The 15,467-nt window shown below is 38.2% G+C and carries 9 protein-coding genes and 1 tRNA gene; 4 read left to right on the plus strand and 6 right to left on the minus strand.

Features of this window, described 5'->3' with window-relative positions; translation table 11 throughout:
* Positions 1–38 precede the first annotated feature (38 nt).
* Together DBR40_RS08580 and DBR40_RS08585 are read right to left on the minus strand one after the other, a co-directional pair.
* Positions 39–1,604 (minus strand): hypothetical protein, encoded by a 1,566-nt coding sequence (locus DBR40_RS08580; protein ID WP_124559324.1) that lies wholly within the window; start codon positions 1,602–1,604, stop codon positions 39–41.
* Between the two features lie 195 nt (positions 1,605–1,799).
* Positions 1,800–1,872 (minus strand) — tRNA-Lys (locus DBR40_RS08585).
* A 378-nt stretch (positions 1,873–2,250) separates the two neighbouring features.
* Between DBR40_RS08585 and DBR40_RS08590 the strand changes: the two genes are divergently transcribed.
* On the plus strand, positions 2,251–2,442 hold the full coding sequence (locus DBR40_RS08590) for a pinensin family lanthipeptide (RefSeq protein ID WP_124559325.1): 192 nt from the start codon (positions 2,251–2,253) through the stop codon (positions 2,440–2,442).
* Positions 2,443–2,548: 106 nt separating this feature from the next.
* Here DBR40_RS08590 and DBR40_RS08595 read toward each other — a convergent pair whose 3' ends face one another.
* From DBR40_RS08595 to DBR40_RS08610, 4 genes are read right to left on the minus strand one after another with little or no spacing between them, the layout of a single operon-like run.
* Complete coding sequence (locus tag DBR40_RS08595) at positions 2,549–4,453, minus strand: lanthionine synthetase LanC family protein (protein WP_124559326.1); 1,905 nt, start codon at positions 4,451–4,453, stop codon at positions 2,549–2,551.
* 2 nt (positions 4,454–4,455) lie between these two features.
* On the minus strand, positions 4,456–5,301 hold the full coding sequence (locus DBR40_RS08600; RefSeq protein ID WP_124559327.1) for a thiopeptide-type bacteriocin biosynthesis protein: 846 nt from the start codon (positions 5,299–5,301) through the stop codon (positions 4,456–4,458).
* Positions 5,302–5,310: 9 nt separating this feature from the next.
* On the minus strand, positions 5,311–7,965 hold the full coding sequence (locus DBR40_RS08605; RefSeq protein ID WP_124559328.1) for a lantibiotic dehydratase: 2,655 nt from the start codon (positions 7,963–7,965) through the stop codon (positions 5,311–5,313).
* 19 nt (positions 7,966–7,984) lie between these two features.
* Positions 7,985–10,186, minus strand: a complete 2,202-nt coding sequence (locus DBR40_RS08610; RefSeq protein WP_158674013.1) for a peptidase domain-containing ABC transporter — start codon at positions 10,184–10,186, stop codon at positions 7,985–7,987.
* A 90-nt stretch (positions 10,187–10,276) separates the two neighbouring features.
* Between DBR40_RS08610 and DBR40_RS08615 the strand changes: the two genes are divergently transcribed.
* The 3 genes from DBR40_RS08615 to DBR40_RS08625 are packed head-to-tail and all read left to right on the plus strand — an operon-like array spanning position 10,277 to position 15,420.
* On the plus strand, positions 10,277–11,722 hold the full coding sequence (locus tag DBR40_RS08615) for a DUF3526 domain-containing protein (protein ID WP_124559330.1): 1,446 nt from the start codon (positions 10,277–10,279) through the stop codon (positions 11,720–11,722).
* Positions 11,709–13,133 carry an ABC transporter permease subunit gene (locus tag DBR40_RS08620; RefSeq protein ID WP_124559331.1) on the plus strand — a complete coding sequence of 475 codons (1,425 nt, stop codon included), beginning with the start codon at positions 11,709–11,711 and terminating at the stop codon, positions 13,131–13,133. Before DBR40_RS08615 ends, DBR40_RS08620 begins: the two co-directional genes overlap by 14 nt.
* 31 nt (positions 13,134–13,164) lie before the next feature.
* The gene (locus tag DBR40_RS08625) at positions 13,165–15,420 is read left to right on the plus strand and encodes a TonB-dependent siderophore receptor (protein WP_124559332.1); all 2,256 of its coding nucleotides are present in this window, start codon (positions 13,165–13,167) and stop codon (positions 15,418–15,420) included.
* The last annotated feature ends 47 nt before the right edge of the window (positions 15,421–15,467 follow it).

Consider the following 15,467-nt stretch of genomic DNA (forward strand, 5'->3'; position numbering starts at 1 on the left):
GAAAACTAATAAGACTTGATGAATTAGGGCAAAAAAAACTAAAAACGATCTATCGTTTCCATAAGCTTCATTTTTTTCAAATAATCATATTGCTGATTTGTTACAAACATGTATACATCCTGTGTGTGTTTGCTATTAATTAACTGTTTGAGTAGGTGTCCAGGATATTTTTTCTTGATGATTTCAATAATGACATAGTAAACCAGGTTATCACTAAATTCCTGGTTTGTCATGTTACATTCTACCTCATGGTATTCGCCATTGCACTTGAAGGAAACCTTAAAGGTTAATTCACTTCCCAAGGTAAAACTTTCTGGAAACCCATTGTTAATTTCAGTAAAATTAAGGACTCCGCGGGAAACCTCATTTAATGCCAAAAGAAAGTCACGATATGGTTGCTGTCCCGAACTCATTGTTCTGTTAACAATTACGATTGTGTCTGGAAAGATCGCAAGCAAATCTGCTACCACAGCATAAGTAGTTTTGTAAATGTCAGTTAGAATATGATCATACTGCTTATTATTGATGTGCGCTAATAATCCGCACTTTTTAATGTGGTAAATAGCATATTCTATGTACAGATAGGAAAGTGGAAGTCTAATAAACAAAGTAGAAGGCGAATTACTCAAAAACCTTTTCTGCATATCATAGAAATCCAGGATACCTATATTTTCTTGATGAAAACGGCAAATGGCATATTCTGCCCTATTTCCTTGGAATAAAGCTTCACTTATATGATTGGTAATCCCAGTCAATCTATAACTGGCGTTAAAATCGGCTAAGAGCTGATTTAGCAGAAGCAAAAGATTTTCTAATAATGAATGGAGCTTATTTTCGCGATGGTTTTTACTTTCGTTTTGCCAAAATGTATAAGTATACCGATGTTCCCTGGCACCTGTGCAGATAATAATTGTTGTTTGTTTATTGTGGTAAGAAGGCTCTCCGGTAAAATCTTCATTGTAACTAGTAATTTCAGTGATCGTAAATGCATTATAGTTTAATTGATTAAAGATTTTAACCGTTTCTTTTAAAAAAGATTTTTCATTGCCACGATAGTTTGCAACATTAACAAATCTGGCCCCATAGCAATATCTAAAAAAATCGAGGTATGTCTCAAGTTTTTCATTCTTTATGTCCTGAATAAGTTTATTTTTCTTTTGAACATCAAGTAGGCGATCTGAGCCATAACGACTTTTCCCTTCAAGTAAGGTGGCAAATACCAGTTGATTCTCAATTGTGAAAGCCTTATAAAAACACATTAACTCTCTAGCTAAATGAAGCATAGCTAAATAGCCAGACTGATCAGCTTTATGTGGAAACGTTTTTATCTTTTGGTATACAATCTCTGAGACCAGACCTTCTTTATATAGTAATTCAAGAAATTTTGAATGGTTTTCTTTATTGTTTTGAATCCCTGGCTCTTCTGCTGGCTCCACCAATACATAGATACTTCCAGCTTCAGAACTCCCGGTTATTTTTTGTAGAAAAAAGTAATATAGAATTCCTAAAATATCGTTTGAATCTGAACCGATTTTCTTATTCAGTCCGGCAGCTTCCTGCTGTTCAATAATTCCTGCATTGGAGAGATCGTTAATCAGTGACATAGTTCTTAGCGTTTTGTTTGAATTTCAAATTATGTCTTAAATATACAAACCGATTTAATTTATTAGCAGATCATAAACTGTAGAGTTTAACTTGCCCCAACTTTTCCACTTGATCCAACACCTGCCAGCACGACTAGCCTAATACAAATGGCCACAAAACAAAAAACCTCCAAGTTTAGAACTTGAAGGTTTCTGTGATCCCGCTGGGATTCGAACCCAGGACCACTACATTAAAAGTGTAATGCTCTACCAGCTGAGCTACGGAATCATTTATCCCCCTTGCGGGGCTGCAAAGATAGAAATTAAATGTATTGATCCAAAACAGAATTGAAATTATTTGCATTTATTTTGCTCAATTCAAACACGAAACCTGCTAAACCAATCATAGTCATCTGGTTAACTATTTTATTTTTTTTCAGTTTTTTGGTTAAAAGGCAAATGGCTTTTCTGGTTATGCCAAAAAAAATTACCTGTACACTAAATTATATCAAAAACATCGATCAGCAGGCACTACCCATACAAATAAATAAAATTACATTTTTTATTTCGCAACATTGTTGCAATTACATACCTTAGTACTGTTGCAACCGGGGATAAGCCGAAACCCCGTAACCACCAGTAGGCATTTACTTTAATCAATTATTTTATGAAAAATCAATCAGAAAAAATCACGCTAAGTCTTGAAGACCTTCAATTAGAAAGTTTTGTAACCAGTATTGATAGCGAAGTAGCTATACGTTTATCTGGGGGTTTAGGTAATGTATCTGAACCAACACACACCGAACAAACAGACGATCACCATACGCCACCAGTAAGGTGCACTACTGTTATTTGTTAATTAGTTTAAGTATTTGCAAGGTGCCTGTAAGGTGCCTTGCTGCTTATAGTTCCGTAAACGAAAGCAAACCCGTTGCGAAACTACATTCCATCTACTAATAAAACAACTAATCTCTCCTTAACACTACAAAACCTGCTTTAATTAACAAACGCAGCTGTTGTAAAACTTTATCCTGCAATTCAGCCAAAAGTGTTTCAGTAGCAATGTCTTTAAAAAAAACGGACTGAATCTGATTGATTAACTCCAACCCGCGCATCCCCCGCTCATCAACTGCGCTTAAAATCATCGCTGGAAATACCCCTATATTGGTTTCGCTAACACCGTTTTCATCGCTTACCAATAACAATAATTCGTTGCCTTCCTTTTGATCAGGGTGATAGATTTTAACATGGCTACTAAGTTGAAAGCAATGTTCAACCAGATCCTTATCAGTTATGGAAAGGCTTTCGTCAGCCATCTTACGTAAATGCTTGTGCTTTTGTTCAAAACTAAAATAACCTTTGTGTAACTTCCATAAATTAGCTACTGCACATTCTAACTCATATTGTGTCTTAGCTCCTGCACTTTTTTTATTTAAGAATTCGGCTTTTAAGTTGATTTGAAATTCATCGATATTGTTAGCTTCAAAAACTGACGGACTCACTTCTTTTAACTCGCCCAATGTTCGCTTGTAATATCGCGAGAAAATCGTTTTTTTAATGTTGTAGACTGAGTATGCTTGTCTAAAATTTTTATTGCTGCATCTTACAGGTAATTCGGGATTTAAAATATCAATCTGCCTATTATCTGTTAACAGCCTTATAATGATGTAACCAATACCCGTTTTCCCCGATAATAAACCATAATCTTCGGCGCCACAAGAAACATAAGCATTGTAACTATTTGTTCTTTTATGGAGCTTAGCAGCCTGTTCTAAAATAAAAATAGCCTCAGCTTCGATAGAAACTCCGCAACCTATTTTACCAGTCAATAAAAATGGAATCATGCCAGTATAACCGCTCACCAAAGTAAAATCATCCCGATCAAGCTTTCTGATATCGTTTAAGCACCGCTTAAGGATGTTTTTGCAGTCGACCTGATAATTTTGCTTATCTGTAAATTCAAAAGCCATTCTCCTGGTTAAGCCTATTCCGGCTGCACCATGTGCCCAGGCGTTTACATCGGTCATTTCGGGTAAAAAGGTATGCAGATTCCATTCATGCGCATTGGGTTTGTTTAGCCGGTGTGGGCCAAGGCGCAAATCAAGCCAATTATTGTCTGGCTGATGGTAATATTGCATTTCATATCTCAAAGCTTCCTCTGCCAGATAAATAATTCCGGCGGCATCAAAATATTTACCCACCTGCATTAATACCCACGCAATTCCCGAAGCGCCGTGAGAGAAGCCTGTCATGCTATCGTAGGCTTTCTTTGCTCTGGAGTAATCCCATTTTAGCCCTTGCCCTGATATACGCGCTTCTGTAATTGTCCGATCAACTAATGAGCTAACCATACTTAATATCCCTGCATGGCCGGTATGGTGATAAAGTAATGTAAAAAGCAGTAAATTACCGGTATAACCACTTAAAATATCGGCTTTTAGCAGATCTTCAGTCAGCTGTTTCCGATTGGTTAAAGCGAGATCCAAGGCCTTTTCACGATAAAAAACATCGCCTGTAACTTCGAAAATTTTTAAACAGGTATATATTACTCCTCCTAAACCTGTATAAAGCGCAAAAAATTTTGTGTTAATTACTTCATCTTTATTAAATATACGCTGCATGCCTTTGTTCACCACCCTCAAATGAGCTTTATTCCCATCAAATTGATACAGCGCTAAAAAGAACAGGATAATACCACAGTTTCCGTTAAAGAGATCATAACTTTCCCTCAGTTCGTACTCATCAGTACCAATATAAAATGGTGTAGACCACCAGATTTCAGTATCGTTTTCATGGAGTGCTGCACACAAAGCCTCGTGGATTTGATAAAGCTGTTTGCTCAGATTTTCTGTCTGTTTTTCGGTAAACATATTTAAGTTTGGTGAGTGTACTTCTCTTTAATAAACTTCAAACATTCTATCACAATGTAAATTATATAGGCTTCCTCGTTGTTGGATATCCCCAGCCGGTTATTGTTCATGTGCATAAAACTGGTAATTACCTGAAAAAGCTTTTCCTGTTTAAATTCAGCTTTTTGGTACAAATGCATAATTGCGATACTTTCTGATAAAAAAACAGTTGTGTCATTGTTTATTTCTCCCCTATCTAAACACTGCCAAAACTGATTAGCTGCTTGTAAGATTTGGTTTTTAGCAGGTTTAAAAGTTGATTCAAACTGATTTAACCAGAATATTTTTTGTGTAGTTACAGGATCTTGCTGATTAAAAAGTTTAGGTAACCAACCTGCTATGAAGAAATTACAAATGTTTATCAATGTTGCGTTATCGCATTTTAAAGCGAACAACAATACCAAATGTAGTTTTATAGCCTGTATAGATACTGAATGTTTGGGTTCTTTTTTTACAATCCAGTTTAATACATAAACAGAAGAGCACTCAAAATAACGTTCTGCCCACACCATGCTTTGAATATTACCGTATCGATCTGTTTCTGGCTCATATACTGCAACCTGAAGCTTAGTAACATTTATTTCAGCCTGTGCCGATAGCTGATTAAGCTCCTCTACAATTAAATGGTGTGCGCTTAGCGCGGCCTTTAACCTCAGGCGGATATGATCGCCTCCATCCCAGTAGCGGATAAAAAACCAGGAGCACGGCCATTTTTGAATAAGCGGATATACCAACTGTTTTAAAAGCACATCTGCATCTCCCTTATAAAAGATGTACACAGCAAGCCACTTATCATTTTGTTTTTGCATATCCGTTATTTAAGTGTTGTACCATTGAATGAGATATTCGCGAACCGCATGTTGATCTGGCTTTGGAAAAACTTCTTCAAATGTTAGGTAATCGCCAGCACGCAACAATAGCTTTTTAAACATGCCGACCAATAGCGGACTATCAAAACATAGGTATTGTGGCTTATAATCATCGTACAAACCCGCCCTTTTTTCATCTTTACTACTCAGATAGGCGCGTTTCCTTAGAAATAGAAAAATTTGCTGAGGAATTTCATGCGCTTTCAACCAGCTATTTAATTTGATAAAATATTCGAAATCACTTTCAAGCTGTTCATGAACCGGAATAATTCCGGTTTTTATGCGCCAGGTTTTTCGTCTGATAACCACATTTCTGGCATAAACGATCCTGGGTAAAGTAAAAATATCAGGTACGGGGGCTGATAGTTTTCCCTGGCAATAAAGATCTACCAGTTGAATAAAAGGCTGTAAAGATAAGCGTGCATCGGGATTGAAATGTGCCAGCAGTTGATACAGGTTACTCCGGTTATAAAAAGATTCTAAACTTAAATCATAACTGTACAGTTCTGAATCCTGGTTATGAAGTGTGAGGATTCCGAGCCGCTGATTGTATTTAACTTTCAGACGGCTTATATTAAATTGTTTGTCTTCCTGATAAATATTATTTCCTCCCGGAAGTTCAAGCTCGTGTGCCAGTAACGGCGGGTGGATATTGGCATTAAAGGTTGAGGCGTCATTCAGTTCTACTTTAATCTGGTCAGGATGGAGCCTTTCATTGTATTGTACAAACTGCCGGGTTATTTCTTCATCAAAAAGTGATAAGAAACGGCCACTCACCTTTCCCATACCTGGAAGCAAGGCATTTATAACACCTAAAAGTTCACCATCATTTTCTGTAAACTGCACAAACATACCTGAGGATGATTTCTTTGCCAGATCATTACCTTGCGGGAGGTCGTTAAAAAATAAACAATCAAAAGCAATGAGGTGATCGGTATGATCCATTAACGCTAATTTGGCCTGCACAGCCTCTTTCCAGTGTTTTAGCAGTAATAGATCTGTTTCTTCTGATGCCCCAGCTTCTTTCTCCGGTTTTTTACAATAAAAAAAATAGTCCCTGTAAAAAGTAGTTAAAGCAATGGCATCACCATTCTGGTAATGCTGTAAAAAGAATTCGCGCATTTTAATCCGTTCTTTTTGCATCACATCAAGCGGAAGTAAATGCCCGGTCAGCTCATCGGTTTTGGCCACAAAGTCTTTAACCTTTTGCTCAGAAAACCTTGTTTTTTCGGTGGTATAGCAATCTTCATAAAAAATGTGCCTAGCAGAAAAATAATAGGGCACAAATTTATTATTCGAAAATACATCGGCCGGTATAATTTCTTGCTGCTTTTCCTTTTCAGAAGCCATCGTGATATAAAAAGGTAATCCGGCTTCTTGTTGCAGTCCGGCAAATACACTGTTCAGCTCTTGTTCTGCATCCTGAAGCAGCTGGTAGCGTTCAGTGGATCCGGCCAATTCATAATCGTCTCTGTAGGCTTGTAGTTTTTCAAATAGTTTGATAATGGGCAAAACTGAAGGTTCGTCTTCTTTTAATGAACTCAGAAAAAACAGCAGTTTTTGGTCCCAATGCTGATCCATTCCCGAAAAACCTAAGTCCATTTCAAGTAATCCAGCTTCGACCAACCTGAGCAGATAATTTTTCATGCTTTCGTCTTCCTGATTTTGAAGTTGACCAGCCAAATAACAGATCAGGTTTTTAAGCGAAACAGCCCCCTTGTGATTATTCAAGTATTGATAAACCATTAACTGTAAACCATTGGCATTTAATTGCTGAAATGACTCTATGTTATTAAAATTGATCAGAAAGCAAATTTTATCTGTTTTAATTTCTGCAGTGATATTCAGTTTAATCAACAAATGTTCATTTAACAGGCTGTGCTTTTTACTTACTGCTTTAAGGTATTCGAACAAGGCATTATTTAATTTTAGCCGGCTGCCAATTTTATGCGCCTGTTTCGATGTTTCAGTTGGAAGTGGCGCGCCTAATTCCATTAAACCCGTATAGGTAAAGCTGCTAAAAGGCGATGTTTTGTAAGCAATACGGGTAAGATAGCGTAGCAGGCTAAACATAACCCGATGTTCTTTTTGCTTAAAACTTGTTGTATCTTTTTTAATGAAATGATTGAGCTGACTGTACAATAGCGGACTGGAAAGCAAAAGTCCGTTTTGAAGTGCTGGTTTTAAGCACACTTCCTGTAGGTATTGCCGTTGAAGGTTTTGTTGTTCTTCAAATTTCATGGCATTTTGAGTTTGAAAAAGAGCAAGTTCTTTTACCTTATCCAAATAACCTTTCAAAACTAGGCTCAACGTATCGGGCAAAATCCTATTGATTGCTAAAAAATGCTCATCACTTAGCTCTTTATCATTGAATACCTGACGTTTAACATTAATGAGTTGTTGCCTTAGCTTGTCGTCTTGCTGTTCGGCAATTATGGGATATAGCGCTTCGCAAAAATGATTTTTAAGCTGTTCTTTTTCATCGTTAAGCTTTTTATAAGCTGCCAAAATACTTTCGGTACCTGTATACTTAAACTGATCAAAAAGTTGGTGATGCAAACCGGCATAGCGAACCAATGAATGAGGAAAGATGTGTAAACTCATAGTAATAGATATAATGTTTTTATTTACCCAGTTCGAGTTGATTTTTGATCAGGTTATAATAACTTCCTTTATTTAAAAGCAGTGTTTCGTGTGTACCGCATTCCTGAATCTGCCCCTGGTTAAGCACCACAATCTGATCGGCATGTTTAACTGTACTCAGGCGGTGGGCAACAATGAGTACCGTTTTGCCTTTAAAAAAAGTATTCAAGTTGTTTACAATCGACCGCTCATTTTGTGCGTCGAGCGAATTCGTTGCTTCATCTAAAAAGACGTAATCCGGATCGCGATAAATCATCCGGGCAATTAAAAGCCTTTGCTTCTGGCCTTCGCTTAAGCCGTAACCATCCCTCCCAACTACAGTATCGTAACCAAAGGGCATGGAAGAAAAAAAATCGTGCATATTGGCCATTTTCGCAGCTTCGTACAGCCGGTTAAAATCTTTTAGGCCTGCACCCGCGAAAATGTTATTGGCTATCGAATCCATAAACACATAACCATCCTGCATTACCACACCACAGCGTTTTCGCCACGATTTAGCATTTACCTCGGTTATATTTTGTTCGCCAAGGGTAATATTTCCGCCAGTTAGGGCATAAAATTTCAATAAGAGTTTAATGAGAGTTGTTTTCCCACTGCCGCTCATGCCAACGATAGCAGTGATTTTACCGGCAGGAATGAGCAGATTAATATCTTTTAAAACAAGAGGCGTATGTTTGTTTCCATACTGGAAAGATACTTTGCTTAGCGTAATATCAACCGGGCCCGCATTGTTTAATTCCGCTTTCACGTCCACATCTTCTTCTTCTTCCTGCTGTACCTCATCCATGCGCATTAAACTAAATTTGGTATTCTGCGAAACTCGCGAAAACTCTACCAATTGATTTACGGGTGCATTAAGCTGACCGCAAACGTAGGTAACGGCCAACATGCCACCCAAAGTAATCTGATCATTGATGACTAACATTGCGGCGGTATAGGTAATTAATATGTTTTTCACCTCGTTGATAAAAGACCCAACGCCCTGCATGCGCTGATCGAGCTGAAGCGCTTCCAGTTTGAGGTCGAAAGATTGGTCTTGCAGGCTTTCCCATAGTTCTTTTTTATCTTCTTCGCTGCCCGTTAGTTTAATCTCCTGCATAGCGTAAAAAATTTCTAAAAGCAATTGCTGGTTGGCAGAAAGTACTTTAAATTTCTTCTGATCGATGATTTTACGTTTTTGCTGAAAGGAATTCGACCAAATAATGCTGATTACAGCGCCGGTAATAAAAAGCAGAAATATTTGCCAGTTGTAATACAGCAATACACCACCCAAAACCAATAAAGTAATGGCCGACAGAATAAAATTGATTAAAAAACTAGTTAAAAACTCTTCAATACGCTGGTTATCGTTTACCCTTTGCATGTTATCGCCAGCTTGCCGGTTATCAAAAAATGAAAAGGGTAGCTTCATTAGTTTAGCCAGAAAATCTTTAAGCAGAATGATGCTGGTTTTGGCACCTATCCTGAATAAGATCCTTGCCCGCATAAAATCCATCAGCATCCGCCCCGAAAAGAGCATTAATTGCCCCAGACAAATGAGTAGGAGTAAACTGGTATTTTTTGCATTAATTCCTTTATCTACTACCATTTGGGTAAGCAGCGGAATAACCAATGAAAAGCTGCCAGCTAAAAGCAGGCTCACCAAAATGGGCGACCAACCTTTACGCTGCGTTTTTAAATAAGGCAATAACGACCATAAAGAGGTTTTGTAATCGGGTATTGCATTTAAATTTTTAAAAGCCTGTTCGGGCTGAAGCAATAGTACCCTCCCCGATTCCTTTTCTGTATTTATTACCCAGCCAGCTAAAAAATCATCCATGCTCAGTTTAATTTTACCGTTCAAGGCTGGGTCGGCCAGATAAACATACTGGTTGTTTACTTCGTAAAGTACCACATAGTGTTCCTTTTGCCAGTGCAGTACACAAGGCAATGGCAGGTTGTTTAGCTTGTTTAAAGGCAACTCGGCTGCAAGTGTTTTAAAACCCAGGTTATCCGCAGCTTCAATCAAACCGAGCATCGTTGTTCCCTGTTTTCCGATTTGGCACAATTTCCTTAAATATTGCATTGAAAGGTGCTTGCCGTGGTAAGCAGCAATCATTTTAAGACAAACCGGACCACAATCCATTGCATCAGGCTGCTTATAAAACGGATACTTTTTTCTGCGGATAAAATCTTTAAACATAAGGCAAAGAAAAACTAGTAAATGCAATATAGTTGCAAATATGTAAAATATAATGCAACTTTGATGCATTAAATAAACTTAATATTATCAATGAAAACGAAGGGGTTTGCCAGTTGGCAGGTACTGATCAAAAAAGAATTGCTATTGGCTTACAGAAATAAAACTGTTCAGATTTCTGCTGGCATAATATGGGTGCTTTTTATATCTGCAATGGCATGTTCTTATTTGAACTATCAGGCCAGATACAAACAACGCTTAGCGGCCAATACCTTATTCAGGCAGCAATGGGAACACCAACAGCGTAATCCGCACGATGCAGGGCATTTCGGCACTTACTTATTTAAATCGGTTAATCTTTTAAATGTTTTTGATGCAGGGATTGATGATTATACCGGGAACACCTACCGTGTAGAAGCCCACATACAGCACGAAATGAGCAGCAGCGAAGCTGAAAACAATGATGGAGCCATGCGTTTTGGTACCTTAACCCTTGCACTTATTTTACAATTGCTCGTTCCTTTATTTCTCTTATTCAACACCTCTACCAGCATAACCAGCGAGCGTGAAAGCGGAACGCTTAAAATGCTCCAGGCCCAGGGGTTAAGCAATGGTAAAATTATCTGGACCAAAGTATTTGCCAACTATTTACTTATTGTTTCCATTGTACTACCGGTGTTTATATTGCTGGTAACAGCAGTTTTGTATGTACCCGGTTCGGCTTACCTTTTACCCAGGTTATGTTGGATTCTCATTACTTTCCTGCTTTACTTTTTGTTAATTGCTTTACTGGGCACTATCATTTCTACCCTCAGTAATCACTCAGGAAAGGCATTATTAAGTGCGCTTTGCTTCTGGATTTTCATGAGCACCATTTCCCCGAAGGTAATTACCGGCGTGGCCGACAGCAAATATCCACTAATGTCTCGTGCTGCATTTAGTGATCTGGTTGAGCAAGGTTACAGAAAAGGACTTAACGGAAAAGATCCCTACGCCGCACGCGGAGAACGTTACATTAAAAGACTCCTAAAAAAATACCAGGTAGACAGTGTTGCCGCCCTACCTTTTAATATTGATGGTTTAACCTTGCAGTTTAACGAAGATTACCGAACCAAGGCTTTTAATCATTACTTTAAGGAGGTTGAAAGCAGTTTTGATAAGCAGCAGCATTTTCTAAATCTCTCGGGTGTATTCAATCCTTTTTTATCTACAAAGCGCCTTTCGATGGCTTTGGCAGGATCTGATTTCTATCACCATGCCCATTTCTTTAAGCATGCGCAGGCTTACCGCAATCAATTAATCAGACAGTTGAATATGCAGCTGGCTATGCACGGTAAAAACATTAAAGGCGACTATAAAGTTGGCCCTGCATATTTTAGCCAACTTAAAGATTTTAAATATCAGTTACCTACACTTAAACAAGTATTACAAATAAAGCAGGTAGCGCTTCTCTCTTTAGCTGGCTGGGTTTTAATACTTGTCCTGTTACTCCAGTTTATCGCTTCACGTTCTTTAGCTTTTAACTATGCATCTGCTTAAAACCATTTTATTATTTGAAATCAAGCTGCTTCTCAGACAAAGATTTATGCTTTTGTTATTTGGTTTTTTCTTTTTAACCGGGCTTTATAGTATTTATTATGGTCACCAATTTATACAAAAACAATTGGTAGCCATTGATAGCCTTGAAAGTGGATATCAAAAAAAACATAAGGAAGCTGTGACGAGCTTTTTAGCTGATACCACTACTGCTGCAGGCAAAACCTTATATAACCAGGCGGGTATTCCTGCAGTAATCGAGTATAAAAATCCATTACATGCCATTTATTATCCTCATCCAATCAGCGTATTATCGATAGGACAGCGCGATTTACAACCATATTACGATGTAATTACACGCCGGCGCAATTTTATGCAGGCACCTAATGCTGAAATTGCAAACCCTGAAATGCTCGCTTCTGATAATTTCGATCTCGCTTATGTTATTATTTATCTTTTGCCCATTCTGGCCATCGCTTTAACTTACAATACCTTATCAAAAGAAAAAGAGCAACAAACCGATAAACTACTGGCTTTACAAGGGTTTTATTTTGGGCAAATTATCAGTTACAAACTCGCTTTCAGGTTTTCGCTTGTGAACATAATAGCTTTTTTGCTCAGCCTCATTGGCTTTATCAGTTCAGCAAGCTTGATTGCTTTTGATCTGACAGCTGCAATTTTATGGTTACTCAGCATAAGTGCTTATCTTTTTTTTTGGTTTTCAGTTGTCTGGTTCTTTATCCGATTAGGTAAAAGTTCTGCGCAAAATGCACTTTACTTATTGGGTATGTGGTGCTTCTTCCTTATCCTGGTACCTGCTGTTAGCAATGCCATTGTTCGGTTATATTATCCAATCCCTTTAAAAACCAATGCAGCAGTTGCACTAAGAGAAAACAGTGAGGCAATATGGGCAATGCCCCGTAAATTATTAATCGATACTTTTTACCTGAATAATTCAAAATACAACAGCTTAAGAGAGCCTGCCGATACAAGTGAAAACAGCAACAAGCGATTTGCAGCTTATTACGACCTTTTGGGTAGGCGGATGACACAAACCGTTAAAAATTACAACCAGTATCCCGCAAGGCAAAATGCCGCCACAACAAGTTTAAGCTGGCTTAATCCAGCCACAAAAGCACAATATATGCTGAACGGAATTGCCCAAACCGGACTTAAAGATTACCTCGCCTATCAGAACCAGGTAAATGCCTTTCAGAAAACATGGGTTGACTTTATGAACAATTACATTGTAAAGGATAAAAAACTAAGCTTGAACGACTTACACCACCTGCCGGAATTTAAGTTTAAGCCATTAATACATAAAAACACAGGTATTATTTGTGGCATTTTATACCTGGGTGGCATTGGCTTATGCATCATTCTTCTTGCCATAAAAATCCGGAATAAAATTTAACACAAACGTTCACATACCAATTACTTAAAAAATGAAGAAAATACTTTACCTTATTTTATTTTTACTGATTTACAGTCCTAAAATTTTTGCACAGCACGAAAAGCGCAGCAAACCCAAACCAGACTCAACCGCCAGGGTACGCCAGCTAAATGAAGTTAGGATTGATGGGCAAAAAGCCACCAAACTTAAAAAAGACACCTTATCTAACGGTTTGCGGATGCAGGTCCCGTTATTGCAAATGCCTCAAAATATCATCAGTATTTCTGCTGCGTTAATACAACAACAGGGTGCACTACAGTTAAAAGACATGGCCCGGAATGCGAGTGGTGTATATTTCGGTTACAACAGCTCGCCTTTTGACAATTCTGCCTCGATAAAAGTTCGGGGATTTAACGCTTCAACCACAATTAACGGCATGCCCAGCCGACTGGTGTTGGGTGCAACACTTGATGATGAAGCCTTAATTGAAAATCTTGAGTTTATTAAAGGTCCGGCAGGGTTTATAAGCGCATTGGGCGAACCAGGCGGAACGCTTAACATTGTAACCAAATCGCCAAAAGAAAAACTGTTGAATGCACAAATCACTGGCGGTAACTATAATCTCTTTCGCGCTACAGCCGATATTGGGAGCAGTTTAAAAAGCAAAGGCTTTTCTTACCGCTTTAATACTGCTTTTCAAAACCAGAATTCGTACCTCAACTACATGAAAACCACTAAATATGTAATTGCCCCGGTACTGCAATACAACTTTAGCCCAAAAACTTATTTAATTGCCGAATACAATTACATTCGCGGCGAAGTAAAAAATGGCTCATCCATTAATAAACTGCGTCAGGATAAGGATGTATTACAAGACCCTATCAGTTTAAATTACAGTGCCGGAATTGGTTTACCTTTAAGTGTTTCGCAAACCCATACTTTCAGGTTTAGTGGAGTTCATAAATTTAATGAGAACTGGCAACTTACTTCACAATCTAACTTTGTTAGAGCGCCAGCCCATCAATGGTATATGGTATCGGCAAACAATAGAACTTCGATCAGTTTTAATGATCAGGGGAAAACCAACCGCATAGCCAGCAACTCGAACCTATTTGGCGAAACTTATAATACTAACCTCTTTTTATCGGGTAAATTTAAAACAGGTACTCTTAAACACAATTTATTAATTGGAAGTGATTATACCACGGGTAAAGACTCACTGGCTACTTATTACGGAAGCAATCCGACTCCTTTTGACCGCAATCGTCCCGATTTTTATGTAGACCCCAATGTGGTAACCATTACCAAAAGATCGATCAGGCAGGAAAATAAGATCCATTATTCGGCAGCTTATGTTTACGACAATATTACTTTAGATAAATTTTTACTAACCCTTGGTGCGCGCTATACCGATTATCGCAACCGGAATATTTTAACCACCACCAGAGGCCCACGCACTCCCGAATATTACAGACAAAATGCTTTTTCGCCAAGGGCAGCTTTAACTTTTATGCCCGATTCTACCACTTCTGTTTATTTCCTGTTCGATCAATCTTTTGTGCCTAAAACAGGACAGGTGGTAACTGAAACAATAGATGGGCCACAGGCGGGACAAAAAACCGTAACCGCATCGAAAGCTGTAGCGCCCGAACTGGGAAATAATTTTGAACTCGGTTTTAAGAAGAACTGGTTTAAAGGCAGGTTGTTAACCACAATAAATGGCTTTCATTCCGTAAAACGAAATGTTGCTGCAAGAGACTTCGGAAGTTATGCGGCCGCTGTAGGCGGAGTTATTTATTACCTCCAGCTTGGCGAGGTTGTGAGCAATGGATTTGAAGTAGATGTAATCGGTAATATCACCGACCGTTTCTCGCTCATTACCAACTATACCTACGTAGATGCCAAAATAACTAAAGATAATAACCTTAATCCAACAGCAGATAACCCTTCAATTGTGGGACAAAAGATGCCCGATATACCACAACAGGTATTTAACACCTGGTTACAGTATAGTATTCCGTTAAAAGGATATCATAAAATTTCGATCAGTGCCGGGCAAAGCACCATTACCAGGCTTTCTGCTATAAGCCAAAAGGATACCTATCTTCCAAATTACACCAAATTCGATGCGGGACTGAGTTTTAGCAACCCTAAATACATGTTCAGGCTAATTGCTGATAATTTAACCAATAAGCGCTATATGGCTTCGGGAGATATTACTACTGATTTTCCTTATACAGGCAACAATTATTTCTTTGTAGAAGGCGAACCATTTACCATCAGGCTTTCCTTAGGTGTAAAATTTTAATTTTCAAGCGGTTTGATTAGCAATCAAACCGCAATAACTTTTTTATT

The sequence above is a fragment of the Pedobacter sp. KBW01 genome (genome assembly GCF_003852395.1).
Classification (GTDB): Bacteria; Bacteroidota; Bacteroidia; order Sphingobacteriales; family Sphingobacteriaceae; genus Pedobacter.